The organism is Nocardioides sp. L-11A, from assembly GCA_029961745.1.
Taxonomy (GTDB): Bacteria; Actinomycetota; Actinomycetes; order Propionibacteriales; family Nocardioidaceae; genus Nocardioides.
This window is the reverse complement of sequence record CP124680.1, coordinates 4640230-4664103: the sequence shown is the minus strand read 5'-3', so window position 1 is coordinate 4664103 and position 23874 is coordinate 4640230. Positions and strand designations below refer to the sequence as shown.

25 protein-coding genes and 1 tRNA gene are annotated in these 23874 nt (G+C 72.7%); 12 read left to right on the top strand and 14 right to left on the bottom strand.

The features are described from left to right. Nucleotides 1–57 precede the first annotated feature (57 nt). Both QJ852_22405 and QJ852_22400 read left to right on the top strand, forming a co-directional pair. A complete protein-coding gene (locus QJ852_22405; protein WGX95891.1) occupies nt 58–933 on the top strand; it encodes a nitrilase-related carbon-nitrogen hydrolase in 876 nt (291 codons plus the stop codon). Nucleotides 934–958: 25 nt separating this feature from the next. Continuing rightward, nucleotides 959–1789, top strand: coding sequence for a polysaccharide deacetylase (locus QJ852_22400; protein WGX95890.1), 831 nt, complete (start codon nt 959–961; stop codon nt 1787–1789). A gap of 9 nt (nt 1790–1798) precedes the next feature. Here the strand turns inward: QJ852_22400 and QJ852_22395 are convergent, their stop codons facing one another. Genes QJ852_22395 through QJ852_22375 form a run of 5 tightly spaced genes read right to left on the bottom strand, consistent with a single transcriptional unit; the run spans nt 1799 to nt 6053 of the window. Continuing rightward, complete coding sequence (locus tag QJ852_22395; GenBank protein ID WGX95889.1) at nt 1799–3556, bottom strand: ABC transporter substrate-binding protein; 1758 nt, start codon at nt 3554–3556, stop codon at nt 1799–1801. Between the two features lie 41 nt (nt 3557–3597). Continuing rightward, entirely contained in the window at nt 3598–4212 is a 615-nt protein-coding gene (locus QJ852_22390) for a DNA-3-methyladenine glycosylase I (protein WGX95888.1), read from the bottom strand. 1 nt (nt 4213) lies between these two features. Then, nucleotides 4214–4936 carry a 2OG-Fe(II) oxygenase gene (locus tag QJ852_22385; protein WGX95887.1) on the bottom strand — a complete coding sequence of 241 codons (723 nt, stop codon included), beginning with the start codon at nt 4934–4936 and terminating at the stop codon, nt 4214–4216. After that, nucleotides 4933–5553, bottom strand: a complete 621-nt coding sequence (locus tag QJ852_22380) for a methylated-DNA--[protein]-cysteine S-methyltransferase (GenBank protein ID WGX95886.1) — start codon at nt 5551–5553, stop codon at nt 4933–4935. The genes QJ852_22385 and QJ852_22380 overlap by 4 nt, the downstream gene beginning before the upstream one ends. Then, nucleotides 5550–6053 carry a sigma-70 family RNA polymerase sigma factor gene (locus tag QJ852_22375; protein WGX95885.1) on the bottom strand — a complete coding sequence of 168 codons (504 nt, stop codon included), beginning with the start codon at nt 6051–6053 and terminating at the stop codon, nt 5550–5552. The genes QJ852_22380 and QJ852_22375 overlap by 4 nt, the downstream gene beginning before the upstream one ends. A 187-nt stretch (nt 6054–6240) precedes the next feature. On the opposite strand from QJ852_22375, the gene QJ852_22370 reads away from it, so the two are divergent. Further along, nucleotides 6241–7677, top strand: coding sequence for an amidase family protein (locus QJ852_22370; GenBank protein WGX95884.1), 1437 nt, complete (start codon nt 6241–6243; stop codon nt 7675–7677). A 63-nt stretch (nt 7678–7740) separates the two neighbouring features. Beyond that, nucleotides 7741–8715 (top strand): helix-turn-helix transcriptional regulator, encoded by a 975-nt coding sequence (locus QJ852_22365; GenBank protein WGX95883.1) that lies wholly within the window; start codon nt 7741–7743, stop codon nt 8713–8715. A 31-nt stretch (nt 8716–8746) separates the two neighbouring features. Here QJ852_22365 and QJ852_22360 read toward each other — a convergent pair whose 3' ends face one another. From QJ852_22360 to QJ852_22345, 4 genes are all read right to left on the bottom strand, one after another. Further along, nucleotides 8747–10006: a sigma factor gene (locus QJ852_22360; GenBank protein ID WGX95882.1), complete on the bottom strand. Its 1260-nt coding sequence runs from the start codon at nt 10004–10006 to the stop codon at nt 8747–8749. Further along, on the bottom strand, nt 10003–10362 hold the full coding sequence (locus tag QJ852_22355) for a YciI family protein (protein WGX95881.1): 360 nt from the start codon (nt 10360–10362) through the stop codon (nt 10003–10005). The genes QJ852_22360 and QJ852_22355 overlap by 4 nt, the downstream gene beginning before the upstream one ends. A 215-nt stretch (nt 10363–10577) precedes the next feature. Beyond that, a complete protein-coding gene (locus QJ852_22350) occupies nt 10578–11033 on the bottom strand; it encodes a GNAT family N-acetyltransferase (protein ID WGX95880.1) in 456 nt (151 codons plus the stop codon). 180 nt (nt 11034–11213) lie between these two features. Next, complete coding sequence (locus QJ852_22345) at nt 11214–11921, bottom strand: TetR/AcrR family transcriptional regulator (protein ID WGX95879.1); 708 nt, start codon at nt 11919–11921, stop codon at nt 11214–11216. Between the two features lie 67 nt (nt 11922–11988). Here QJ852_22345 and QJ852_22340 point away from each other — a divergent pair, with 67 nt between their 5' ends. Then, nucleotides 11989–12744: an SDR family oxidoreductase gene (locus QJ852_22340; protein WGX95878.1), complete on the top strand. Its 756-nt coding sequence runs from the start codon at nt 11989–11991 to the stop codon at nt 12742–12744. Nucleotides 12745–12793: 49 nt separating this feature from the next. Next, nucleotides 12794–13120 (top strand): nuclear transport factor 2 family protein, encoded by a 327-nt coding sequence (locus QJ852_22335; protein ID WGX95877.1) that lies wholly within the window; start codon nt 12794–12796, stop codon nt 13118–13120. Nucleotides 13121–13287: 167 nt separating this feature from the next. On the opposite strand, the gene QJ852_22330 is transcribed toward QJ852_22335, so the two are convergent. After that, nucleotides 13288–13363, bottom strand: a tRNA-Arg gene (locus QJ852_22330). A 206-nt stretch (nt 13364–13569) separates the two neighbouring features. Here QJ852_22330 and QJ852_22325 point away from each other — a divergent pair. The 3 genes from QJ852_22325 to QJ852_22315 all read left to right on the top strand — a co-directional run bounded on the left by QJ852_22325 (nt 13570) and on the right by QJ852_22315 (nt 16245). Continuing rightward, nucleotides 13570–14979 (top strand): LCP family protein, encoded by a 1410-nt coding sequence (locus QJ852_22325; GenBank protein WGX95876.1) that lies wholly within the window; start codon nt 13570–13572, stop codon nt 14977–14979. Nucleotides 14980–14989: 10 nt separating this feature from the next. Beyond that, nucleotides 14990–15187 (top strand): hypothetical protein, encoded by a 198-nt coding sequence (locus QJ852_22320; protein ID WGX95875.1) that lies wholly within the window; start codon nt 14990–14992, stop codon nt 15185–15187. A gap of 164 nt (nt 15188–15351) precedes the next feature. Further along, nucleotides 15352–16245: a YhjD/YihY/BrkB family envelope integrity protein gene (locus QJ852_22315; GenBank protein ID WGX95874.1), complete on the top strand. Its 894-nt coding sequence runs from the start codon at nt 15352–15354 to the stop codon at nt 16243–16245. 16 nt (nt 16246–16261) lie between these two features. On the opposite strand, the gene QJ852_22310 is transcribed toward QJ852_22315, so the two are convergent. The 3 genes from QJ852_22310 to QJ852_22300 all read right to left on the bottom strand — a co-directional run bounded on the left by QJ852_22310 (nt 16262) and on the right by QJ852_22300 (nt 17746). After that, the gene (locus QJ852_22310; GenBank protein WGX95873.1) at nt 16262–16600 is read right to left on the bottom strand and encodes an MscL family protein; all 339 of its coding nucleotides are present in this window, start codon (nt 16598–16600) and stop codon (nt 16262–16264) included. A 62-nt stretch (nt 16601–16662) separates the two neighbouring features. Beyond that, complete coding sequence (locus QJ852_22305; GenBank protein WGX95872.1) at nt 16663–17328, bottom strand: SAF domain-containing protein; 666 nt, start codon at nt 17326–17328, stop codon at nt 16663–16665. A 58-nt stretch (nt 17329–17386) separates the two neighbouring features. Continuing rightward, a complete protein-coding gene (locus QJ852_22300; protein ID WGX95871.1) occupies nt 17387–17746 on the bottom strand; it encodes a zinc ribbon domain-containing protein in 360 nt (119 codons plus the stop codon). 95 nt (nt 17747–17841) lie between these two features. On the opposite strand from QJ852_22300, the gene QJ852_22295 reads away from it, so the two are divergent. Next, nucleotides 17842–20538, top strand: a complete 2697-nt coding sequence (locus QJ852_22295) for a penicillin acylase family protein (GenBank protein ID WGX95870.1) — start codon at nt 17842–17844, stop codon at nt 20536–20538. Between the two features lie 117 nt (nt 20539–20655). Here QJ852_22295 and QJ852_22290 read toward each other — a convergent pair whose 3' ends face one another. Next, complete coding sequence (locus QJ852_22290; GenBank protein WGX95869.1) at nt 20656–21249, bottom strand: 5-formyltetrahydrofolate cyclo-ligase; 594 nt, start codon at nt 21247–21249, stop codon at nt 20656–20658. A gap of 29 nt (nt 21250–21278) precedes the next feature. Between QJ852_22290 and QJ852_22285 the strand changes: the two genes are divergently transcribed. Together QJ852_22285 and QJ852_22280 are read left to right on the top strand one after the other, a co-directional pair. Beyond that, nucleotides 21279–22688: a UTP--glucose-1-phosphate uridylyltransferase gene (locus QJ852_22285; protein ID WGX99495.1), complete on the top strand. Its 1410-nt coding sequence runs from the start codon at nt 21279–21281 to the stop codon at nt 22686–22688. Further along, nucleotides 22681–23871 carry a molybdopterin molybdotransferase MoeA gene (locus QJ852_22280; protein ID WGX95868.1) on the top strand — a complete coding sequence of 397 codons (1191 nt, stop codon included), beginning with the start codon at nt 22681–22683 and terminating at the stop codon, nt 23869–23871. The genes QJ852_22285 and QJ852_22280 overlap by 8 nt, the downstream gene beginning before the upstream one ends. The last annotated feature ends 3 nt before the right edge of the window (nt 23872–23874 follow it).

Below are 23874 nucleotides of genomic sequence, written 5' to 3'. Positions count from 1 at the left end.
CCCGGCCCGAGCGGTGCTCGCTAGGTTCGGGGCTTCCCGCCACCGAAGGAGTCCCGCATGGTCCGCGTCGCCACCTGTAACGTCGAGTTCCGAGAGGTGTCCGGCTTCGCCGACTTCGCCGACCACCTGCGCGAGGTCCTGGACCAGGCGCGGGGCGCGGACCTCGTGGTGCTGCCGGAGGCGGTCACCTTCGAGCTGATGACGGCGGCGCCCTCGTGGTCCGGCGCCACGGACATGGCGCCCGTGCTGGCGACCGCCGGGTACGCCGACGACTTCCGCGAGCTGATGGCGCAGGAGGCCGCGGCTCGTGGGCAGTACCTCCTCGCCGGCAGCCACCTGGTCCCCACCGGGGAGGGCGGCTACCGCAATGTCGCCGTCCTCCACGATCCCACCGGGGCGGTGGTGCACGAGCACGCGAAGACACATCTGTTCCCGCTCGAGCACACCCTCGACATCGTCGAGGGGGACGAGATGGCGGTCGTCGACCTCCCGTTCGGCAAGGTCGGCATCGTGATCTGCTACGAGTCGCAGATCCCCGAGTGCGCGAGCTCACTGGTCGAGCAGGGAGCCCAGATCCTGCTCTGTCCCTCGCTCACCCTGACCCGGGCCGGCTTCTGGCGGGTGCGTCACTCCCTGGCCGCGCGGGCGATCGAGAACCAGGTGTACACGGTGCACTCGGGCGTGGCCGGCCCGGCGCGGGGCGTGTGGCCGGGTGCGTATGCGACCAGCGCGATCCTCGGCCCCTGCGACGCACCGCTGCCGGACGACGGTGTCATCGCCGAGACCCCCGCGGACGTCGACGGCGTCGCCGTGGCGGACCTCGACCTCGCGCTGCTGGCGACCCTGCGGGAGTCGGGCGCGACCACGACGTACCAGGACCGTCGCCGGCGCGTGGAGCGCTACCGCGCCTGGCCCTCCCACCTCCACGCCTGATCCCTTCGACACCCGAGGAGCACCCATGCGACCGACCGTCTGCCTGACCTTCGACTTCGACGCCATCTCCGTCTGGCTGGGGACCCTGGGCCTCGCCACGCCCACCTACGTCTCGCGCGGCGAGTTCGCGGCCAACGTCGCGACGCCCCGGATCCTGGACCTGCTGGAGCGCGAGGGCGTCACCAGCACCTGGTACATCCCGGGACTCGACGTCGACACCTATCCCGACGTCTGCAAGCGGATCCGGGACGCGGGACACGAGATCGGCCACCACGGCTATGCGCACGAGGGGCCGACCACGCTCGACGAGACCGCCGAGCGCCGGGTGCTCGAGCGGGGGCTCGACGCCCTCGACCGGGTGCTCGGCGTGCGGCCCGACGGCTATCGCTCGCCGGCCTTCGACCTGTCCGCCAACTCCACGCGTCTGCTCGCGGAGTACGGCTTCCGGTACGACAGCAGCATGATGGCTCGGGACTTCGAGATGTACCGCTGCCGCACGGGTGACGTGATCAGCACCGACGGCATCACCTTCGGCCCGGAGCTGGACCTGGTCGAGGTCCCGGTGTCGTGGACGCTCGACGACTTTCCGTTCCTCGAGTTCGCCCTCATGCCGCCGATGGTGATGCCCGCGTCGACAGACGTCGAGGGGCTGACCCGGCGTTGGCTGTCGGACCTCGACTTCATGGCCGAGGAGGTGCCGCACGGGGTGTTCACGCACACCTTCCACCCGCAGTCGATCGGGCGCGGCAGCCGGATCAAGGTGCTCGAGCGGATGATCCACCGGGCCAAGGAGCACGACGCCGTGTTCAGTACGGTCACCGACGCGGTCGGCGCCTGGCAGGCCCGGACCGACTGACGCCGCGGTTCAGCCGGACGGCGGCGGCTGGAACCGCGCCGTGGCGTACGGCGACGGCGCGATGATCCGGTGCTGGCCGTGCTGGACCTGGAACACCAGGTGGGCCGCGCCCAGCGACGGGTCGACCGCGCTGTCGGGGTAGACGCGGTTGGTCTGGTCGGTGGAGCCGAGCTGGTAGGGGCCGTTGACCCCGCGGTGGGTCAGCGTGCGCAGCCGGCCGACCACCTCGGAGAACCGGTCGGGCGACTCGCTCTGCGTCCACGCCTGGGCCAGCAGGCCGACCGCGTCGTAGTGCACGCCGGCACTGGAGTGACCGGCCCGCTCGCCGAACGCGCGGGCGAAGCGGTGGGCGAACCGACGTCCTCGGGAGTCGTCGTACTGGCCGGTCACGGTCGCCCACACCACGCCGTCGGCGGCCGCGCCGAGGGACTCGCAGACACCCCCGATCGAGGGGGCGTAGAGCGCGTAGACCAGGAGGTCGTGGGGCCGGGGCAGCAGCCGCAGGAACGCTGAGGTCTCGGGGCCGGAGAAGCACGCGAGCATCACCGCGGCCGGGTCGACGGCGGCGATGCGCGCGACGACGGCGGGCCAGTCCGGTCGCATCGTGTCGATCGCCTCCACGGTGAGGTCCCATCCGCTGCGCAGGGCCGCCTCCGCGGCCTGCTCGGGGAAGGTCAGCAGGTCGGCGTCGGCGTTGTCGACGACCAGGAGCCGCCGCGAGCGCGGGTGCCACCGACCGGTGCCGGACAGCAGGTCCAGCGTCCGCAGGAACCCGTGGCCGTAGATCGTCTGCGGTCCGCTCAGCTGGAAGACGTTGCCGAACCGTCCAGGATCGTCGCGGACCACCTGCGCCGCGGAGGCCGAGGTCGAGTGGTGCAGCACCGGACAGCCGGTGTCGGCCGCCGCCGCGAAGATGGCGACGAGGTCCGCCGGCGAGCGGCGGTAGGTGTAGGGGAAGGAGACCGCGTCGACGTCCTCGCCCATCAGCCGCTCCATCGCCTCCTGCATGGACGCCGTCGAGGTGATGTCGGCCAGGACGGCGACCTCCTCCACCGGTCGGCCACGCACCCCGCCGGCCGCGTTGAGGCCCGCGACGGCCAGCTGGCTGCCCCGTCGCATCTGACGGGCGTCGTCGGCGCAGTCGGCGTTGACCGGGAGGACGGCGCCGATGCGGAGCGGCCGCACGCGTCGTACCGGCCGGCGGGGTGGGGTGGCGGACGGCAGGTCGATGCCCCGAGCCGCGGCCTCCAGCCGGATCGGGCCGAGAGGAGCGCACCCGCTCAGGTCTCCGTCGGGGAGGGGAAGGGTGAGCAGCCCGAGCTCGTGGGCGAGTGCGGCCGCCGCCGACCGGCCGGACACCCCGAGCTTGGCCAGCAGGTGCTCCACATGGGTGGCCACGGTGCGCCGCCCGACCACCAGTCGCTCGGCGATCTCGGGATTCGACAGCCCCGCCGCGATCAGGGTCAGGACCTGGAGCTCGCGGCGGTTGAGCCCGGCGAGCGTGTCGGGGCCGGCGCCGTCGATGTGCACGGTACGTCGGCCGTCTGCCCGGCTCGGCCCGATCGCCACGGTGCTTGCCTCCCGCCTCGCCCCGGCCGCCTCCGGCTCCAGCCACACGAAGCGGACCTCGCCGATCGCCGGGGTCGTCGCCGCGGCACGCAGGTGGCCGGTCAGGTGGGGGAGCCCGGCGAGGGCGCCGGCCGGCCGCACGGTCATCCGGCCGTCGCGGTCGGTCTCGACCGTCGCTGCGAGCGGCACGGCGTCCATGCGCCCACTCTAGGCGGGCTGCGTGGCCGGAATGAGGCGGCTCAGTCCGGCCAGACCCCCGACGTGCCGCGCCGGTGGGAGTCGACCAGATGGGTGTCGACGATCCCGATGGCCTCCATGAGGGCGTACATCGTGGTGGGCCCGACGAAGGCGAACCCGCGCCGCCGGAGTTCCCGCGCGAGCGCGGCCGACTCCGCCGAGGAGGTCGGGATCTCGGCGAACGCGCGGGGCCGGGGCGTGTCCGCGGGCCGGAACGACCAGACCAGCTCGGCCAACCCTCCGTCGGCGCGCAGCGCCAGGGTCGCCCGGGCGTTGGTGACGGCGGCTTCGATCTTGCGGCGGTTGCGGACGATCCCCGGATCCGCCAGGAGGCGGGTGACGTCGGCGTCGTCGTAGGCCGCCACCAGATCGGGGTCGAAGCCGTCGAACGCAGTGCGGAAGGCTGGGCGCTTGCGCAGGATGGTGGCCCAGGACAGCCCGGCCTGGAAGGCCTCCAGGGTGATCCGCTCGTAGACACCGCGCTCGTCGGTCACCGGCAGACCCCACTCGGTGTCGTAGTAGTCGCGCAGCAGCGGGTCGGTGGCGGCCCAGACCGGCCGGGCCAGGCCGTCGGCGCCGACGATCACGCCGTCGGTCGCTGGGGGTGTCGCGGACATGTCAGGCCGCGTCGTGGAAGACCAGGGCGAGCGTGTGCCGCTCCCCGCTGCGGATCGCGGACACGCCGTGCCGGACCGGCGCCGCCGACCAGCCGCGCGCCGAGCGCACCGGACGGTCGCGGGTGGTGAACACGTAGCCGTGGCCGTGCGGGAGCAGCGTGGCCGTCCCGCGCGACTGGGCCCGGGGACGCTGCTCCACGAGCAGGAACTCGCCGCCGGTGTGGTCGACGCCGGGCTCGTTGAGGTTGACCACGACCTGCAACGGGAACACCAGGTCGCCGTACAGGTCGCGGTGCAGGGCGTTCCAGTCGCCCTCGCGGTAGCGCAGCAGGATCGAGGTCGACCGGGTCTGCCCGGCCTCGTGGCACAGGTCGAGCCACGCGTCGAGGGTGTCCGGCCACGGTGCCGGCCTCCCCAGGCGGGACCACCAGTCCCGGGCGATCGGGAGCAGACGGGGATAGAGCGCCTGCTTGAGCTCCTCGACAGGCGCCGGATACGGCGTGTGGAGGTAGCGGTACGCGCCGGAGCCGAACCTGTGCCGGCCCATGTCGACGGTGCTGCGGAAGAGCTCGTCGTGGTCGTAGAGGCCGCGGATCGCCGCGGTCTCGTCGGGTGTGAGGAGCTGCGGCAGCAGGGCGCCGCCGTCCCGGTCGAGGTCGGCGGTGACCGCGGCCCAGTCGGCCCCGTCCACCCGCTGCGCCCGCTCCAGCGCCGTGGCGGTCATGCCGCCTCCAGCCGCAGCAGTGTCGACTTGGCCTCGGCGCCGCCGACGTAGCCGCCCAGGCTCCCGTCGGCGCGCAGCACCCGGTGGCAGGGCACCACCACGGGCAGGGGGTTGGTCGCGCAGGCCGTGCCCACCGCTCGCACCGCCCGCGGGTTGCCGACGAGCTCGGCGACCTCGCGATAGCTGCGGGTCTGGCCGTAGCCGATCTCCGGCAGGTGGCGCTGCACGACCTGGCGGAAGCCATGGGACAGGGACAGGTCGAGGTCGAGGTCGAAGGTACGGCGCCGCCCGGCGAAGTACTCGTCGAGCTCGCGGGCGACCCCGTCGAGGCGTGCGGGAGCGCGCAGGATCCGCGGGCTCAGCCGGTGGGCGAGGGTGTCGAGGACGGCGTCGTGGTCCTCGCGGTCGTAGGCGACCCGGGCCAGCCCTCGTGGGGTGGCGGCCAGGAGCAGCCGGCCGACGGGGGAGTCGACGGTGGTGTAGGCGACGTCGAGGAGGTCCCGCGCCGCGGCCTGGCCGGTGAGCCGGTCGTGCAGGCGGTCGAGGAGGTCGGCGTCGGCGGGGGCCGACAGCAGTTGGTCGAGGTGCTCGGTGTCGAGGTGCTCGGTGTCGTTCATGTTCGGGCTCCTTCCGTGATCGTGCCCGGATAGGTCCTTCTGAGCTTCTTGATGCCGTCGGCCGCGGCCCGGCGTGCGGCATCGGCGGTGCCGCCGAGGATCGCGGCGATCTCGGCGTACGGCAGGCCGGCGACGTAGTGGTAGGCGACGGCCTGGCGCTGCTTGTCCGGCAGCCCGCGCACCGCGGCCCACAGCTCGGCCTCGCCCGTGTCGGCCTCGGGTCCCGGTGCGATGTCGCCGCCGGCCGGGGGCAGCTCCTCGACGGGCAGCGGCCGCCGTCGGATGGCGCGGAGGTGGTCGATGGCCTTGCGGTGGGCGATCGTGACCAGCCAGGCCTCGACGTTCGCGTCGGCGGGCAGGTCGGGATAGGCCCGCAGCGCCGCGAGGAAGGTCTCCGACCACGCGTCGTCGGCGTCATGAGGGCCGAGCAGGACACGACACACCCGCAGCACGGTCGGCCCGTGCCGTGCGACGACCCGCTCGAACGGCTGCTTCACCACGCCTCCCTCATCACCGGAACAGTCTGCCCGCGGCGCCCGCTCCGTCATCGCTGTCTCCTCACAGGCTGCAGACGCTCGGGGCGACCCGAACGTGAGATCGGGCCGGCAAGGGGGCAGTTCTGCCCTCTGCCGCCGAGCCCGGTCGGCGCCTACGGTCCAGGAACGTCACCGACCACGAGGAGCGCAGATGAACGTCGCCGAGTACGCCGTGCTGGACGGATACGAGCTCGCCCAGCTGATCAGGTCCGGCCAGGTCACGGCCGCCGAGGTGCAGGAGGCCGCCGCGGAGGCGATCGAGCGGGTGAACCCGCAGCTCAACGCCACGGCTGCCCCGCCCTTCGCCGAGCCACTGTCGTACGCCGCGGACGGACTGTTCGCCGGCGTGCCCTTCGGGCTCAAGGACCTGGTCTGTCATGCCGCCGGGGTGCCGACCCGGATGGGCAGCCGCATCACCGGCGACCGCGGCGTGACGCACGGGCACGACACCGAGCTGATGAGCAGGTTCCGCAAGGCCGGGCTGGCGACCGTCGCGCTGACGACGAGCCCCGAGATGGGCTACAACGCCAACACCGAGCCGGTCGTTCACGGGTCGACCCGCAACCCGTGGGACCCGAGTCGGTCGGCTGGCGGCTCCAGCGGCGGCTCCGGGGCGCTGGTCGCCGCCGGTGCGGTGCCGATCGCCCATGCCAACGACGGGGGCGGGTCGATCCGGATCCCGGCGGCGTTCAACGGTCTGGTCGGCCTCAAGCCGACCACCGGTCGTGTCTCGCTGGCCCCGGACATGCAGGAGGGCCTCTACGGCTTCCTTGCGGAGTTCGTCGTGACCCGCTCCGTCCGGGATGCCGCGCTGCTGCTGGACGAGGTCGCCGGGTGGGCGCCCGGCGACAAGTACCGCCTGCCCGACCCGCCGCGCCCCTACCGGGAGGAGCTGGCCGGGGAGTCCCGCGCGCTGCGGATCGCCGTGCACACGGAGTCCTGGGCGGGGACGCACGTCGACCCGGAGGTGGCCGACGCCGTCCACCACGTCGCGCGGACGCTCGAGGGCCTGGGGCACCGGGTCGAGCAGGCCGCGCCACGGTTCAGCTGGGACGAGTTCATGCTGACGCACTATCGCTACTGGGCAGGCTTCGTCGCCGAGTCCGTGCACGCGGTGAGCCAGGTCTCCGGCGTCAAGCCGGGGCCTGACACCTTGGAGGCCTCCGTGCTGGCCGGCTACGAGTACGGCCGCGGCCTGACGGTCCTCGACATGGCCGAGGCGTCGGCGATCGTGACCTCGATCAGTCGCACCGCCGGAGAGTTCTTCGGCTCGTACGACGTGCTGCTCACGCCGACCACCAACACCGCGCCCCTGCCGCTGGGCTACCTCGACGCCGACGACCCGGCGCTCGGCCACGAGGAGTGGACCCGGCGGATCTTCGACGTCGCCTCCTTCACGCCGCTGCACAACCTGACCGGATCGCCGGCGATCAGCCTGCCCCTGGCCACGACCCGCGAGGGGCTCCCGATCGGGGTCCAGCTCGCCGCGGGCCTGTGTGAGGAGTCGACGCTGATCGGCCTGGCCGCCCAGCTGGAGGTCGCGCTGCCGTGGGCCGACCGGCTGCCGCAGATCCACGCGAGCCGATGACGACCTGCTGACGGACCGGACCTGAGCGGCGATACTGGGGCCCTACAGCGAAGGCGGCAGGACATGGTCGAGCAGACGCTGCTCCCGGAGGAGGTCGGATTCCGGCTGGCGGAGATCTCCGTCGCGGACCCGACGAGGCGGCACGAGCAGGTGCTCGACCTGTTGCTCCAGGTCGGCAACGCGTCCGCCGCCGTCCTGACCCGGCCCGCGGGGCCGGGTCAGGACGCCGAGGTGCTGGCCTCCTCGGGCTACGCCGCGGAGCTCGTCGACGCGGTCGCCAGCAGCGAGTTCGCGGTCCAGGACCTGGCCTACCAGGCGATCCTGCGGGACCCGGGTCGTCCGCTGCGGTGCTGGCGCGACCTCGAGTTCGACTACGCGGCCACCGAGCTCGCGCGCGACCTGCTGGTCCCGGCGGGCTTCCGCGGCGGGGTGTCGGTGCGCTTGGAGACGGACGCGGGCGAGCACGCCGGAGACCTGCACATGAGCACGGAGGCACGCTCGTTCCCGACCGACGCAGCGATGGACCTGATGCGCCGCTCACGGTCGATCGTCGCGGCCCTGTGCGCGCGGCGGTCGACCTCCTCTCCGCCGGGGCGCGAGGACGGTCGCTCCGTCCTGGTCCGCTCCGACGGCTCGGTCGAGCCGCTGTCCGCAGACCCGGGATCCGAGATCATCGGGCTGGCCCGGTTGCTCGCCGGCCGGGCCGAGCAGGTCGGCCGGTCGCTGCGGCGGATGCAGCGATGGCGGGACCGCGACGGTGCCGCCCGCAGTGTGTGGATCGAGGTCGTCACCGGCGGGACGCTGGTCACGGTGCGCGACGAACCGCTGCCTCATCGGCTGACCTGGCGTGAGCTGGAGGTGCTGACCCTGCTCGGTGCCGGTCTGCCGAACTTCTCGATCGCCCGCCGCCTGGACCTCAGCGAGCGGACGGTCGCGCACTGCGTCGAGCGCATCTTCGCCAAGCTGGGGGTCGCGGCGCGGGCCGAGGCGGCGGCCACCGCGGAGCGTGACGGCCTGACGCTCGTCGACCTCCGCTGACGCCCCCTGGCGGAGGTCGCGAATCTCCTCCTCAGGAGCCGAGGATGCGCCGGCGCCGGGCCTCGAGCGCCTCGCGCTCGGCGGCGCTCGGGGTGAGCTCGACCGCCCTGCGGTAGGCGCTCTCCGCACCTTCGGCATCACCGGCCCGGGCCAGCAGCTCGGCCCGGGTGGCATGCCAGGGTTGGTAGCGGTCGAGCCGGTCGTCCAGGTCGATGCCGGCGAGCAGGGCGAGTCCGACGTGCGGTCCGTCGGCCATCGCCAGCGCAGCCGCCCGGTTGATCGTGACCACCGGCGACGGCGCCATGACGGACAGCTCGCCGTACAGGGCAGCGATCTGGGGCCAGTCGGTCGCATCCCAATGAGGCGCTTCCGCGTGCAGCGCCGCGATCGCCGCCTGCACCTGGAACGGTCCCGGCGCCCCGAGTCCGAGCGCGCGGTTGAGGATCGCCGTACCCTCGGCGATCAGGGATCGGTCCCAGTGACCGCGGTCCTGATCCTCCAGCGCGACCGGCATGCCGCGGCCATCGGTCCGGGTCGAACGCCGGGCGTCGGTCAGCAGCAGGAACGCGAGTAGTCCGAGCGCCTCGGTGTCCGTCGGCAGCAGCTCGACGACCAGCCGGCCGAGCCGGATCGCCTCCTGGCACAGGTCGACCCGCATGAGGTCGTCCCCCGTGCTGGCGACATGGCCCTCGGTGTAGACGAGGTGGATCACGTGCAGGATGCCGTGCACCCGCTCGGGGAGCTCGTCGGCGTCAGGAACCCGGTAGGGGATCCCGGCGGCCTTGATCTTCCGTTTCGCCCGGACCAGGCGTTGGTACATCGTGGTCTCGGTGGTCAAGAACGCGCGGGCGACCGCAGCGACCTCGAGTCCGCCGAGGGTCCGGAGGGTCAGCGCGACCCGGGCCTCAAGCGCGAGCGCGGGGTGGCAGCAGGTGAACATCAGCCGCAGCCGGTCATCGGCCACCCCGCTGCGGTCGGGCGGCTCGTGGTCGGTCGTGTCGTCGTCCCTCATCAGCGTCTCCAAGCGGTCGAGCGCCGCCGACCGGGTGGCCTCCCGGCGCAACCGGTCGATCGCCCGGCGACGGGCGACCGTGGTGAGCCACGCGCCCGGCCGCGACGGAACGCCCCGGCCGGGCCACTCGGCCACCGCCGCGGCGAACGCCTCGGCCGCCGCGTCCTCGGCCAGCCCGACGTCACCGCCGAGCTGGCCGGCGAGCGTCGCGAGGAGAGGGGTCCACTCCTCGCGGTACGCCCGCTCGATCGCCTCGGCAGGCTCGACGGCCTCGGTCACCCGTTCTGCTCGTGGCTGGACAGCGGCCGGACCTCGACAGATCCGTACGTCACGTTGGGCATCTTCCTCGCCCAGCCCAGGGCGGCGTCGAGGTCGGCGACGTCGATGATGATGTAGCTGAAGAACGCCTCCTTCGTCTCCGCGAAGGGCCCATCGGAGACCAGGGACTCGCCGTTGCGGATGCGCACCGTGGTGGCGGTCGCCTCCGTGTCGAGGCCGTGGGCGGCGATCATCGATCCGGATCGGCCGAGTTCGCCCATCACCTCGCCCCAACTGGTCATCTCGGCGTCGAACTCGGGCGTACCCTCCGCGGGACCGGCGGTGGGTTCGTGGCGGAGCAGCAGCATGTACTTCATCAGAGCCTCCTGGGCATCGGGTGGTGCGGAACTTGCCTTTCACCCTGACGTCGGGACGCTCGGCGAGTTTCGACACCTTCGACGGAGAAATCTTTCAAGAAGTTTCTACAGGTCCCCGCAACCGACTCCCGCGGCCCGACGAGCAACCCGTCGAGACGGCCGCCGACACCCATCTCTCGACAGTTCGCCGATCTGGGTACCCTCCCGGCTGCCGGCTATCCGATGGTGAGCGAGTAGTGGTGGAACTCGTCGTCCCGCCGCCAGCCCTCCGACTCGTACAGCACCTGCGCGGTGGTGTTGGTCGTCGCGGTGGACAGGTCCATCCGGACGACGCCATCGCGCCGGCCGCGTTCGGCGGCTGCACGCAGCAGCGCCCGACCGACGCCGTGCACCCGGCTGCCGGGATCCACGAAGAGGTCGTAGAGCACGTAGATGGGACCCGCCTCGACCGTGCAGAGGGTCGGGTAGAGCTGGGTGAAGCCGGCGAGGTCGCCGTCCCGCTCGGCGACCAGGATCACCGAGTCCCGTCGGCGCAGCCGGTCGGCGACGAAGGCGCGGGCCCGGGGCAGGTCCGGGGCGCACTCGTAGAACCGACGGTAGGCGTCGACCAGGACGCCCAGGTCGGCTTCGTCCTCGGGGCGCGCGTCGCGCACCGTGGTCGGTGAGGTCATGGCCCCATCTTCTCGTCACGATGATCTGGTGGTAGCCCCGAGGTTGGGTGCGCGGTGCATCGCGCTGGGAGCCGGCGCGGCCCGGGCAGTCGCGCCCTGCCGATGTTCCCGGTCGTGCCGTACGCCGATGTCGAGGTCTCGCGAGCTTCCGCAGTGGTGAAGTCCTCCGCTCCAGGCGGCCTACACCGACCCGGTCGCCGCCGCCAGCCGTCCGAGCCACGTGCGCAGCAGGGCGGTCTCGGCCTCGCCGAGGGTGTCCTCGGCGCCGGCGAGGGAGTGGAGCAGCTGCTGGGCCAGGGCGGCCCCGTCCGCCGCACCCGGCGGCCTTCCGGGCAGGCCGGTGATCGCCGCGACGGTGGCGTCGCGGACCTGGTGGGCCAGGGCGAGGTCGGGGGCCTCGGCGGTGATGAGGAACAGCGTCACGCCGACATTCGTGGCCAGCACGTGGTCCGCCGCGGCCGCGGCGGGCACGGCCAGCCGGCCCTGGGCCTCGGCCTCCTGGCACAAGCGGAGCAGCGCGGCGTACGGAGCGGCGGCGGCGTCCGGCCGCCGCTGGGGGGTGACCTGGCCGTACATCAGCGCGTAGAAGCCCGCGTTGTCGAGGCCGAAGCGGACGTGGGCGTCCCAGCCGCGTCGGATGTCCTCGATCGGGTCACCGGTCGGCTCGGTCGCCTGCTTGAGGTCCAGGTAGCTGGCGAAGCCGTACTCGATCACCGCCGCGAGCAGCCCGTCCTTGCTGCCGAAGAAGTGGTAGAGGGTCGGCAGCTTCACGCCGACCCGGTCGCAGATCGCCCGCAGCGGCACGTCCTGGCCCGGCGCCTCGCTGATCAGGGTCGCCGCGGCCTCGAGGAGCTCCTGCCGTGTATCGCTCTTGCGTTCTGCTGTCACATCGATACAGTACGTCCTGAAGACCGATACATAGAGTGTGTATCGATAAGACAGAAGGAAGAGGCTCATGCCTGTCCCCACTCTCGAAGGCAAGAACGTCCTCGTCGCCGCCGGAGCCAAGAACCTCGGCGGGCTGATCAGCCGCCAGGCGGCCGAGTCCGGCGCGAACGTCGCCATCCACTACAACTCCGAGGCCACCCGCCCCGCAGCCGATGAGACCCTCGCCGCGGTCCAGGCCGCCGGTGCCAAGGGCGTCGTGCTCGCCGGCGACCTCACCAAGGTCGAGAACGTCGAGCGACTGTTCGCCGAGGCGGCCGCCGCGCTCGGCCCGATCGACGTCGCGGTCAACACGGTCGGCAAGGTGCTGCGCAAGCCGATGGTCGACACCACCGAGGCCGAGTACGACGACATGCTCGACGTGAACGCGAAGTCGGCGTACTTCTTCCTGCGCGAGGCCGGTCGCCAGCTCGCCGACAACGGCAAGGTGATCACCATCGTCACCTCGCTGCTGGCCGCGTTCACCGACGGCTACTCGACCTACGCCGGCGGCAAGTCGCCGGTCGAGCACTTCACCCGCGCCGCGGCCAAGGAGTTCGCCGCTCGCGGGATCTCGGTGAACTCGATCGCCCCCGGTCCCATGGACACGCCCTTCTTCTACGGCCAGGAGACGCCCGAGCGGGTGGCCTTCCACAAGTCGCAGGCCATGGGCAACCAGCTCACCCAGATCGAGGACATCGCCCCGATCGTGCGCTTCCTGGCCACCGAGGGCTGGTGGATCACCGGCCAGACCATCTTCGCCAACGGCGGCTACACCACCCGTTGAGCAGGATGGAGTCCCGCGCCCATCACGAACTGAGACCACAGGAGAAGCCGTGACCACCGAGATCCCCGAGCCCGTCGCCACCCTCGTCGCCGCCGTCAACGGACACGACGAGGACGCCTTCTTGGACTGCTTCACCGCCGACGGGTACGTCGACGACTGGGGTCGCATCTTCCGCGGCCGCGCGGCCATCGACGGCTGGAGCGCCAAGGAGCTGATCGGCGCCGAGGGCACCCTGACCGTCGAGTCGGTGACCACAGCAGGCGGCGAGGTCGTCGTCATCGGCGACTGGCGCAGCAACTACGCCAACGGCCTGAGCCGCTTCACCTTCGTCGTCGCGGGCGACAAGGTCGCCTCGATGACGATCCGCGAGGGCTAGTGCCGCGCGTCAGAAATTCTTGGGCGCTTCGCGCGCCCACGGCACGCCCCCCGCGGCGTTGCCGACGCTCGCAAGACGACCCGGTACAGCCGCGCGCCGGCGCCTTGCGCTGCACGCACCCTGAGCACGCCGACCATCCAACAATTCCCGACGCACGACACCAGGCGTGGTGCCCCAGGTAGGAGTCGAACCTACGACCTTTCGCTTAGGAGGCGGCTGCTCTATCCACTGAGCTACTGGGGCGTGGGGACCTATCTTGTCAGGTGCCGCGGATCACCCCCGGATTGGGTCGAGGCGGGGCGACCGGTGACAATGGGAGCGACTCGCCGTGCGACCTTGATGCGGTCCGTACGGTGGGCGTGGTACCACCGGGTGCCGATCGGCCGCTGACTCGGCAGCGTAGTCGAGCCATGACCAACCGCCGCGGCGGCCACACGACCAGGTGATGCATGACGCAGGACGACGAGACCGGGCGCGCCGACGCGACACCCGGGAGCCGCGCCCGCCGGGTGTCGACCTCGCGCGCCGACCGTGACCGCCGCCGTCCGCGCGGGGAGCGGGGGGACCGGGGCCGCCGGGTGTCCGGGGGGCGGCGCAAGGCGCCGCAGCCGGGCAAGGTCGTCTTCAAGGTGATCGTGGCCAGCCTGATGTCGCTCGGGCTGGCGACCGGTCTCGGCGTCGTGCTGATCTACAACAACTGGAACGGCAACATCGACCGGCAGGACGTGTCGAACCAGCTGACCAACCGTCCTGAGAAGGAGGATGTCGAGGGTCCCAAGGAGCCGATGAACATCCTGGTGATGGGCTCCGACACCCGCGCCGGCGAGGGCAACGGCATCGACGGCGAGTCCACCAACGGGCTCTCCGACACCACGATCCTCTTCCACCTCTCCGCCAACCGTGAGTTCGCCTACGGCATCTCCGTCCCGCGTGACACGGCTGTCATCCGGCCCGAGTGCACCAAGGAGGACGGCAGCAAGATCCGCGCGGCCTCCGGATACGAGAAGTGGAACGCCGCCTTCGCGTACGGCGGTCCCGCCTGCACCATCCAACAGTTCGAGCAGGCCACGAAGGTCCGCGTCGACAACTACGTCGTCGTCGACTTCAACCAGTTCAAGGACATGGTCAACGCCCTCGACGGCGTCGAGGTCTGCATCCCCGACGACATCGACGACGAGGTGCGCAACATCCACCTCAAGGCCGGCACCCGCGAGATCAAGGGCAACGAGGCGCTGACCTATGTCCGGGCCCGCTACCGGATCGGCGACGGCACCGACCCGAACCGCACCCGGCGCCAGCAGGCGTTCATCGGCTCGATGATCAACAAGGCGCTCACCGCGGGCATGATCGCGCGCCCCGACCGGATGATCAGCTTCATGAACGCCGCGACGTCGTCCCTGCAGACCGACTTCAAGGGCATCGCGCAGATGGCCGACCTGGCCGTCACCGCGCAGGGCATCGGTGCCGACAACATCAAGTTCATCACCACGCCCTGGGTCTACTCCGACAAGGTGAGCTCCGGGATCGAGTGGACCCCTGAGGTCGAGAAGCTCTGGCAGCTGGTGCGCCGCGACAAGCCGCTCACGCCCGAGTTCCTCAAGGACGCGCTCAGCGCCGGCGACAACCCGGACGGCTCCCCGTCGGCCGGCAACACCGCCGGTGACGAGACATCCGAGTCCGACAGCCCGTCCGCGCCCACCAGCCCGTCCGGCAGCACGGACGGCGCCTCCGACGGCGCCTCCGACGGGGCGTCGAACGGCACCCCCGGCGGTACGCCGGGCACCGACACCACGATCCCGCCGCCGGCCCCCGGGGGCCTCAGTGCCTCCGGTCGCGAGGCCGCCGGACTCTGCACCTGAGGCGGGTGGCATGGGCGAGCAGTCGGGGCCGGAGAGCACGGCCGCGCCGGAGACCGAATGGGCGCGGCGACGGCGCCTGGCCGAGATCTTCGGCGACGTCGAGCCCACGGTGACCTCCGACGAGCGTGACGACCAGGCTCCGGGCGATCGGGAGAGCGCGACCGACCGCTGGCTCAAGGCACAGGTCCCGCCCCACCACGGCAGCTGAGAACCGCCCCGCCGCGGCTGGCCGGTTGCTACGCTCCGGTCACCCTCCGGGCCGCGGCGCGGCCCGCGACTCCCCGCGGCGTATGCCGCACGGCCCGCGGAAAGGTCCCTCATGGCTCGTCTCCGCGGCGTCCTCACCTCGCTCCTCGCCCTGCCCGCGGCCGGATGATCCGCGACGCGCTCGACCGGGCGCGGGTGCTGGGCCGGCGGCTTTCCCGGCGCTTCCCCGTGGCCGGCGAGACGGTGGCGGAGTTCCGCCGGATCGAGGTGCTGGACCGTTCGGTGGTGGTCGCCGCCCAGGCCCTGCTGGCCCTGATCCCGCTGGTGGTCGTGCTCGTCGCGTTCCTGCCGAGCGACCTCACCCGGACCGGCATCGACCGGTTCGCCGGCCTGACCGGTCTGGACCGTGCCGCGACCGACCTCGTGTCGAGCACGGGCGGGGTGCCGCGCCCCGGCGCCGACGTCCGGTCCCGGGTCGGGGTGGTGAGCGGCGCGGTGATCGTGCTGTCGGCCTCCTCCTTCGCCCGCGCCGTGCTGCGCGCCTATGAGAAGGTCTGGGACCTGCCCCGGACGATCGGCGTCCGCACCCGCGCTCGCGCCCTCGGCTGGCTGCTGTGCTGGCTCGCCGCGCTGCAGGGGGTGGTCCTGTGCAGCTGGCTCGCCCGGGACGCCGGCGTACCGGTGCTGGCGCGGCTGGCCCTCGACGCCGTCCTGCTCGCCGCGCTGTGGTGGTGGTCGCTGCGCGTCCTGCTCGGCGGACGCGTCGCGTGGCGGCGCCTGGCGCTCAGCGCCGCGCTGACCGGCCCGGCGCTGGTGGCCTACTGCGTCGGGGCGAGTGCGGTACTGCCGGCGCATGTCGTCGCGGTCGTGCACCGCTTCGGCGCGTTCGGCCTGGTGCTCGGCGTCGCCACCTGGCTGATCGGGATCTCGGCGGTCGTGGTGGCGTCGGCGACCCTCGGCCGGGTCGCCGACCGGGTGCTGGTCGACCGCCGGCGCGCCGACCGGGAACGCGCCGAGGGCCGACGGGGGAGTCCCCGCCGGCCCTCGGACCGCTCGTGATGCGCGCCGAGCGGTGTCAGCGGGTGGCGAGCGAGTCGCGGATCTGGGTCAGGATGTCGAGCTCGGTCTCGCCCGGCTCGGGGTCGGGGAAGAACCGCTCCTTGGCCTTGGTGTAGGGCGTGACGACGAGGAAGTAGACGACGGCGGCCAGGATCACGAACGCGATGACGGCGTTGAGGAAGGCGCCGAACGAGTTCTCCGCGTTGGTGAAGACGTCGCTGGCCGACTCGGGCATCTGGGCGGTCAGCCAGTTGACGAAGGTGGTGACGACGGTGCCGAAGGACGCACCGATGATGAACGCGACGGCGATGTCGACCAGGTTGCCCTGGAGCAGGAACTTCTTGAACCCGGACATGTTCTCTCCTCTTTCCCGAGACGAGTGGTGGAGGTCGGGACCCTCTTCTTGGCTCCCGAAAACTAACTGCGACTCCATGTATAAGTCACGTATTCGGCTGCGGAGGCCGCGGTGACGTGGTAGACCGCCTCCGAATCTAGGGCCAGGACGACGAGCCGGCCGGGAAGCGCGCCGTCGGCCGCCGAGGCCGGATCGGGGACGGCGAGCACGGTCGCCTCGCGCGCGAGCACCCGGGTCGTGCCCGCCTGCGGGTCGGTGCCGAGCAGCGTGATCCGGTCGCCCGGGGTCAGCAGCGCCACCTGTCCGGCGTCGGTGAGCCGGACCGGCACCGTGCTCGTGCCCGCGGGCTGGGCCGCGCCGAGGTCCGGCCCGACCAGGCGGACGTCGGTGACCGGCTCGCCGGCGCGCAGGGGAGCGGCGAGCCGGCGGCCGACCGGGTCCTCGGCGGTCCCGGTGGGTACGGCGGCGGGCGGGACGCGCATGGTGACCAGGTCGCCGGGGCGCAGCGCCTGCCCGGCCGGCAGGTCGCGCGCGGCGACGAGCAGCGCCGCGGTCGCGGGCTCCGGCGGAGCGACGGACCGGACGGCGACGGCAGCAGCCCCGCCCAGGAGCAGGGCGGCGATCAGGCGCCGCCGGCGCAGCACGCGCCGGCGTACCTCGTCGAGAGCGTCGCGGACGCGACGTAGCGGCCTGCGGGCGGTCGGGTGCCGGGGATCGCGGGAGTCCATGGCGGCGACGGTAGGCCGCCGCGGCGCCGGCCGCCGGCGTCCTCCACAGGGCTGGGGCTCAGGCGGGCGAGGCGGCCGAGCTGGAGCTGGACGAGCCGGTGGAGCTCGAGGAACCGGTCGAGCCCGAGGAGCCCGAGGAACTGGAGGAGCTGGAGGAGTCCGACGAGCCGGACGAGCTCGCGGCCGGCGCATCGCTGGAGCCGCCGGAACCGTTCGAGCCGCCGGAGGACGACTTCGTGTCGGACTTGCTGTCGGTCTTGTAGAAGCCCGAGCCCTTGAACACCACACCCACCGAGTTGAAGACCTTGCGCAGCCTGCCGGCGCACTCGGGGCACGTGGTGAGGGCGTCGTCGCTGAACTTCTGGACCTGCTCGAAGGCATGGCCGCACGCGGTGCACAGGTACTGATAGGTGGGCATCGACGATCCTCGCTTGGCACTCTCGCCCTAGCACTCTTACCGGGCGAGTGCCAATGCTACGTCAGGACCGGGCGGCACGGCACAATGGCGCCACCATGGTGGACCACGACCCGAGCGGCCCCGTCGCCGAAGCCCCGGCCGCGACCCCCTCCTCTCCCTCCTGGCCCCGATGGTTCCGCTGGACCACGGGCATCGGCGTGCTCCTCGTCCTCGCCCTGGTCGCGGGCCTGACGACGGCCGTCGTCGTGGTGCGGCGGTCCTGGCCGCAGACGGGCGGCGAGCTGTCGATCAGCGCGCTCGAGGGCGAGGTGCGGGTCGTGCGCGACGACCACGGCATCCCGCAGATCTACGCCGACTCCACCCACGACCTGATGCTGGCCCAGGGGTTCGTGCACGCGCAGGACCGCTTCTTCGAGATGGACGTACGCCGCCACGCCACCGCCGGTCGCCTCTCCGAGCTGTTCGGCGACTCCGGCCTGGAGACCGACCTGGTCGTGCGCACCCTCGGCTGGCGCGACGTCGCGGAGCAGGAGCTGACCATGCTGCGGCCCGCGACCCGCAGCGCGCTGGACGCCTACGCCGAGGGCGTCAACGCCTACCTGGAGGGCCGCTCCACCTCGGAGATGGCGCTGGAGTACACCCTGCTCGGCCTCACCGGACTCGACTACCAGCCGGAGAGCTGGAGCGCCGTCGACTCGGTCGCCTGGCTCAAGGCGATGGCCTGGGACCTGCGCGGCAACCTCGAGGAGGAGATCGGCCGCGCGATCGCGATCGCGACCGTCGGCGAGAGCAGGGCGGCCGACCTCTACCCCGCCTACCCGTACGACGAGCGCGCCCCCATCGTCGAGCAGGGCGGCGTCGTCGGCGGGGTCGGCGGCGGCGACGGGCGGGTCTTCGACCAGGACGCCTCGGGCCCGGGCGGCGGGGCGCTCCCTCGCCCGCCCGCCCGCGACGGTGGCAGCACCGGCACCGGCACCGGCACGGTCGCCGCGCTGGCGCGGGTGCGCGACGTGCTGGCCGGCGTACCCGCGCTGCTCGGCCGAGGCGACGGCCTCGGCAGCAACGCCTGGGTCGTCGACGGCGACCACACCGACACCGGCGCGCCGATCCTCGCCAACGACCCGCACCTCGGGATCTCGCTGCCCGGCGTGTGGACCCAGGTCGGGCTGCACTGCCGCACCCTCTCGCCCGAGTGCCCCTACGACGTGGCCGGGTTCAGCTTCTCCGGGGTGCCCGGCGTCGTCATCGGCCACAACCGCGACATCGCCTGGGGGTTCACGAACCTCGGCCCCGACGTGACCGACCTCTACGTCGAGCGGGTCACCGGCGACACCTGGGAGTACGACGGCCGGCAGCTCCCGTTGACCGAGCGCACCGAGCGGATCGAGGTCCGCGACGGCGACGACGTGGAGCTCACGGTGCGCTCCACCGGCCACGGCCCGTTGCTCACGGACCTGGCCCGGTTCGCCGACGAGGACGGCATCGAGATCACCGAGGACGGCCTGCTCGACCAGGTGGAGGGGGTCGCCGCGGCGCAGGAGGCCGGCTCGACGGGTGGGGACGCGATCTCGCTGGCGTGGACCGCGCTGACCCCGCGCCCGACCGTCGATGCCCTGCTCGCGCTCAACCGCGCGGACGACTGGACCTCCTTCCGGCAGGCGCTGTCCGACTTCGCGGTGCCCGGCCAGAACGTCGTCTACGCCGACACCGAGGGTCACATCGGCTATCAGGCGACCGGCCTGGTCCCGGTCCGCGGCCCGGCCAACGACGGCCGGCTGCCCGCCGCGGGCTGGCGCAAGGACACCGACTGGACGGGCTCGTTCGTGCCCTACGACGCGCTGCCCAGCGTGCTGGACCCGGAGTCCGGGATCATCGCCACGGCCAACCAGGCCGTCATCGACCCGAGCCGCTACCCGCCGTACCTCACCTCCGATTGGGATCTCGGCTATCGCTCCGACCGGATCAACCGGCTCCTCGCTGCCGACGACGAGCTGAGCGTGGCCGCGATGGCGGCCATCCAGCTCGACGACCGCAGCGCGATCGGCGAGGCGCTGACGCCGTACCTCCTCGACATCGACCTGCCCGCTGGCTATTACTCCGACGGCCAGCGGCTGCTGCGCTCGTGGAACTACCAGGAGGACGCCGGCAGCGCGGCCGCGGCGTACTTCAACGTCGTGTGGCGCGAGGTGCTCGAGCGGACCTTCGGCGACGAGCTGCCCGAGGTGATCCGGCCCGACGGGGGCGACCGCTGGTTCGCCGTCGTCAGCGCCCTGCTGCCGCGGGGGAAGAACGGGTGGTGGGACGACGTGCGCACCGACGACAAGGTCGAGCGGCGCAGCGACATCCTGCACGACGCCATGATCGCGGCCCGCGACGAGCTCACCGCGCTGGAGTCGCCCAGTGCCCGCGAGTGGACGTGGGGCCGGCTGCACGAGCTCGAGCTGCGCTCCTCGACGCTGGGGGAGTCGGGGATCGGGATCGTCGAGCGGATCTTCAACCGCGGCGGCTGGGAGGTCGGCGGTGGCAGCTCCCTGGTCAACGCGACGGCCTGGGACGCCCGCAGCGGCTACCAGGTCGTGACGGCCCCGTCGATGCGGATGATCGTGCCGATGGACGACCTCGACGCCGCCCGGTGGATCAACCTCACCGGCGTCTCCGGCCATGCCTTCCACCCCCACTACACCGACCAGACCGACCTGTGGGCGCGTGGCGAGACCCTGCCCTGGGTCTTCTCCGAGGATGCCGTGACCGACGCGGCCGACGACGTACTGCTGCTCAAGCCCGAGGGTTGAGTTTCCCCATCCTCACCGTTGAGTTGACCCAAACTCGCCGTCGAGTTGCCGGTGGCCCGGTCGCGGTGGCAACTGGATGGTGAGGAAGGGGAAACTCAACGGCGAGTTCGGGTCGACTCAACGGAGGTGGTGGATCCCGGCGGGGGTGGCGGCGGCGGTGACCGGCCGGTCGTGCGGTTCGGCGGGTACGTCGGGCAGCAGCTCGTCGTCGTAGAGCAGCACGCAGGTGAAGGTGCCGACCGGCACCCGGGCGAGGGCGCGATCGTAGGAGCCGCCGCCGCGGCCCAGGCGCAGCCCGGCGGGCGAGGCCGCGAGGCCCGGGACGAGGACCACGTCGGCGGTCGCGACCGCATCGACGCCGAGGGCCGGGCCGACCGGCTCGAGCAGGCCGCGGCGGGCCGGGGCCAGCGACGTGGGGCCGTGATAGGCGGCCCAGTCGAGGTCGTTGTCGGGCAACAGCACCGGCAGGATCACCCGCTTCCCGGCGTCGACCAGCCGGTCGAGCAGGGCGGTGGTGCCGGGCTCGGTGCCGACCGAGACGTACGCCGCGACGGTGGCCGCCCGGCGTACCTCAGGGGCGGCGAGCAGGTGCTCCGCGATGGCCCGCGCGTCGGTGCCGACGTCGGTGAGCGGCCGGCGGCGACGGGCGGCGAGCAGCTGGTCGCGGACCGCGACCTTGGCCGCTCCGTGGCACGGATGTGTACCTGTCACCGGACCAGCCTACGATCGGCGGTATGGGTATGAGTGGTCGCGGTGGCGGCCTCGAGAAGGCGCGGGCGAAGATGCTCGACGCAGGGGTCGACCCCGTCGCGATCGACACCTTCGCGCACTACTACCGGCTGCTGGAGCACGGCGAGACCGGCATGATCCCGGAGTCGACGATCGCCCCTGTCGACATGGAGAGCCTGGCCGACGTCGAGATCGGCGCCGACGTCGCGGCCGACGCGATCGGCCGGACCGTCGCGATCAAGCTCAACGGCGGGCTCGGCACCTCGATGGGCATGGAACGGGCCAAGTCGCTGCTGTGCGTGCGCCGCGGACTCTCCTTCCTCGACATCATCGCCCGGCAGGCGCTGCACCTGCGCCAGAAGTACGACGCCCGGCTGCCGCTGCTGCTGATGAACTCCTTCCGCACCTCCGCCGACACGCTGCACGCCCTCGGCCGCTACGAGGACCTGCCGGTGGAGGGACTGCCGCTGGAGTTCCTGCAGAACAAGGAGCCCAGGCTGCTCACCTCCGACCTCACGCCGGTGAGCTGGCCGAAGGACCCCGACCTCGAGTGGTGTCCGCCCGGGCACGGCGACGTCTACACGGCGCTGCGCGGCGCGGGGCTGATCGCACGGATGATCGAGCAGGGCTACCGCTACGTCTTCGTCTCCAACTCCGACAACCTCGGTGCCGTCCCCGACCCGCGCATCGCCGGGTGGTTCGCCGCGTCGGGAGCACCGTTCGCGATCGAGGCGGTGCGCCGTACCCCGTCCGACCGCAAGGGCGGCCACTTCGCCCGGCGCAAGGCCGACGGCCGGATCGTGCTGCGCGAGACCGCGCAGACGCTGCCCGAGGACCTCGAGGCACTCGCCGACCTCGACCGGCACCGGTTCACCTCGACCAACAACCTGTGGTTCGACCTGCACGCGATGAAGGCGGTGCTCGACGAGCGCGAGGGCATCCTCGGGCTGCCGCTCATCCGCAACGTCAAGCCGGTCGACCCCGCCGACCCCTCCTCGCCCGAGGTGATCCAGATCGAGACCGCCATGGGCGCGGCCATCGAGATCTTCGACGGCGCCCGGCTGATCGAGGTCGGCCGCGACCGCTTCATCCCGGTCAAGACCACCAACGACCTGCTGATCCTGCGCTCCGACGTCTACGAGATCGGCGCCGACTTCGCGCTCACCCAGGTCGCCGCCGACGTCCCGTACGTCGACCTCGACTCCGGCTACTACCGGACCATCCACGAGTTCGACCAGCGCTTCCCCGACGGGGAGCCGCTGCTGTCGCGCTCGACGGCGCTGCGGATCCGCGGCGACTGGACCTTCGGCCGCGGCGTCCAGGTGGTCGGTGACGTCGAGCTCGAGGGCCGGGGTCCGCAGCGGGTGCCCGCCGGCGAGGTGCTCGGGAGCCCGGCCGCCGACCCGGGCGCGGATGACTGACCCGTCCGGACCCGGCCCCGTGTCGGTGGAGGAGCACCGGGCACGGGTGCGCGCCGGCGTCGCCCCCCTCGACCGATCCGAGCCGCTGCCGGTGGCGAAGGCGGCGGGCCGAGTCCTGGCCGCCGACGTCGTCGCCGCACTCTCCGTGCCGCCGTTCGACCACGCGGCGATGGACGGCTTCGCGGTGCGCGCCGCCGAGGTCGTCGCGCCGCCCGTGGAGCTTCCGGTCGCCGGGGTGGTCGCCGCCGGCGACACCGCTCCGCCGGCACTGCCCGCGGGTGCGGCGTACCGGATCATGACGGGGGCGCCCGTCCCCGACGGCGCCGACCTGGTCATCCCGTTCGAGTGGACGACGGGCACCGACCCGGTCCGCCTGCTGCGGTCCGCGGGCGCGGGCCGACACGTCCGGCGCGAGGGCGAGGACGTCCGGGCGGGCGAGATCGCGCTGGTCGCCGGCACCCGTCTCGGTGCCGCGCAGGTCGGGCTGCTGACATCGACGGGCGTCGCCGAGGTCGCGGTCCGTCCGCGACCGCGGCTCGGGGTGATCGCCACCGGCGCGGAGCTCGTCGGCGGCCAGATCCCCGACAGCAACACCCGGACGCTGCTCACGGCAGGCCGGGCCGCGGGCGCGGTCGCGACCGGCCACGGTCCCGCCCCCGACGACCCCGCGGCCTTCCGGGCCGTCCTGGCCGCCGCCGCCGAGGTGAGCGACCTGATCGTCACCACGGGCGGCATCTCGGCCGGCGACCACGACGTCGTGAAGGCCGCACTGGTCGGGGAGGACGGCTTCTGGTTCGGACCGGTCGCCCTCAAGCCCGGTCGCCCCCAGGGCTTCGGCTGCGTACGGGCCAGCGACGGCCGCCGGGTGCCGGTGCTCACCCTGCCCGGCACGCCCATCGCCGCGTACGCCGCCTTCCTGCTGTTCGGGCGTGAGGCGCTGGCGCGGCTCGGCGGAGAGCGCGCGGCCGCCACGAGGCGCGCCCCGCTCGGCGTACCCGTCGAGGCGGGGGACCGCACGGTGGTGCTGCCCGGCGTCTACGACGAGAATGGGCACGTCGTCCCGCTGCCCGGTCATGCCGGGCACTCCCAACGGCTGCTCGCCCGGGCCGAGGTGCTGATGGTCGTGCCCCCCGCGGGGTGCGCCCTGGCCGCCGGGCGGTCGATCGAGGTGCTGGCTGAGTGAACC

Coding starts and splice junctions, on each gene's coding strand:
- QJ852_22405 (WGX95891.1), top strand. CDS start 58: ATGGTCCGCGTCGCCACCTGTAACGTCGAGTTCCGAGAGGTGTCCGGC.
- QJ852_22400 (WGX95890.1), top strand. CDS start 959: ATGCGACCGACCGTCTGCCTGACCTTCGACTTCGACGCCATCTCCGTC.
- QJ852_22395 (WGX95889.1), bottom strand. CDS start 3,556: ATGGACGCCGTGCCGCTCGCAGCGACGGTCGAGACCGACCGCGACGGC.
- QJ852_22390 (WGX95888.1), bottom strand. CDS start 4,212: ATGTCCGCGACACCCCCAGCGACCGACGGCGTGATCGTCGGCGCCGAC.
- QJ852_22385 (WGX95887.1), bottom strand. CDS start 4,936: ATGACCGCCACGGCGCTGGAGCGGGCGCAGCGGGTGGACGGGGCCGAC.
- QJ852_22380 (WGX95886.1), bottom strand. CDS start 5,553: ATGAACGACACCGAGCACCTCGACACCGAGCACCTCGACCAACTGCTG.
- QJ852_22370 (WGX95884.1), top strand. CDS start 6,241: ATGAACGTCGCCGAGTACGCCGTGCTGGACGGATACGAGCTCGCCCAG.
- QJ852_22365 (WGX95883.1), top strand. CDS start 7,741: ATGGTCGAGCAGACGCTGCTCCCGGAGGAGGTCGGATTCCGGCTGGCG.
- QJ852_22355 (WGX95881.1), bottom strand. CDS start 10,362: ATGAAGTACATGCTGCTGCTCCGCCACGAACCCACCGCCGGTCCCGCG.
- QJ852_22350 (WGX95880.1), bottom strand. CDS start 11,033: ATGACCTCACCGACCACGGTGCGCGACGCGCGCCCCGAGGACGAAGCC.
- QJ852_22340 (WGX95878.1), top strand. CDS start 11,989: ATGCCTGTCCCCACTCTCGAAGGCAAGAACGTCCTCGTCGCCGCCGGA.
- QJ852_22325 (WGX95876.1), top strand. CDS start 13,570: ATGACGCAGGACGACGAGACCGGGCGCGCCGACGCGACACCCGGGAGC.
- QJ852_22320 (WGX95875.1), top strand. CDS start 14,990: ATGGGCGAGCAGTCGGGGCCGGAGAGCACGGCCGCGCCGGAGACCGAA.
- QJ852_22315 (WGX95874.1), top strand. CDS start 15,352: ATGATCCGCGACGCGCTCGACCGGGCGCGGGTGCTGGGCCGGCGGCTT.
- QJ852_22310 (WGX95873.1), bottom strand. CDS start 16,600: ATGTCCGGGTTCAAGAAGTTCCTGCTCCAGGGCAACCTGGTCGACATC.
- QJ852_22305 (WGX95872.1), bottom strand. CDS start 17,328: ATGGACTCCCGCGATCCCCGGCACCCGACCGCCCGCAGGCCGCTACGT.
- QJ852_22300 (WGX95871.1), bottom strand. CDS start 17,746: ATGCCCACCTATCAGTACCTGTGCACCGCGTGCGGCCATGCCTTCGAG.
- QJ852_22295 (WGX95870.1), top strand. CDS start 17,842: ATGGTGGACCACGACCCGAGCGGCCCCGTCGCCGAAGCCCCGGCCGCG.
- QJ852_22285 (WGX99495.1), top strand. CDS start 21,279: ATGAGTGGTCGCGGTGGCGGCCTCGAGAAGGCGCGGGCGAAGATGCTC.
- QJ852_22280 (WGX95868.1), top strand. CDS start 22,681: ATGACTGACCCGTCCGGACCCGGCCCCGTGTCGGTGGAGGAGCACCGG.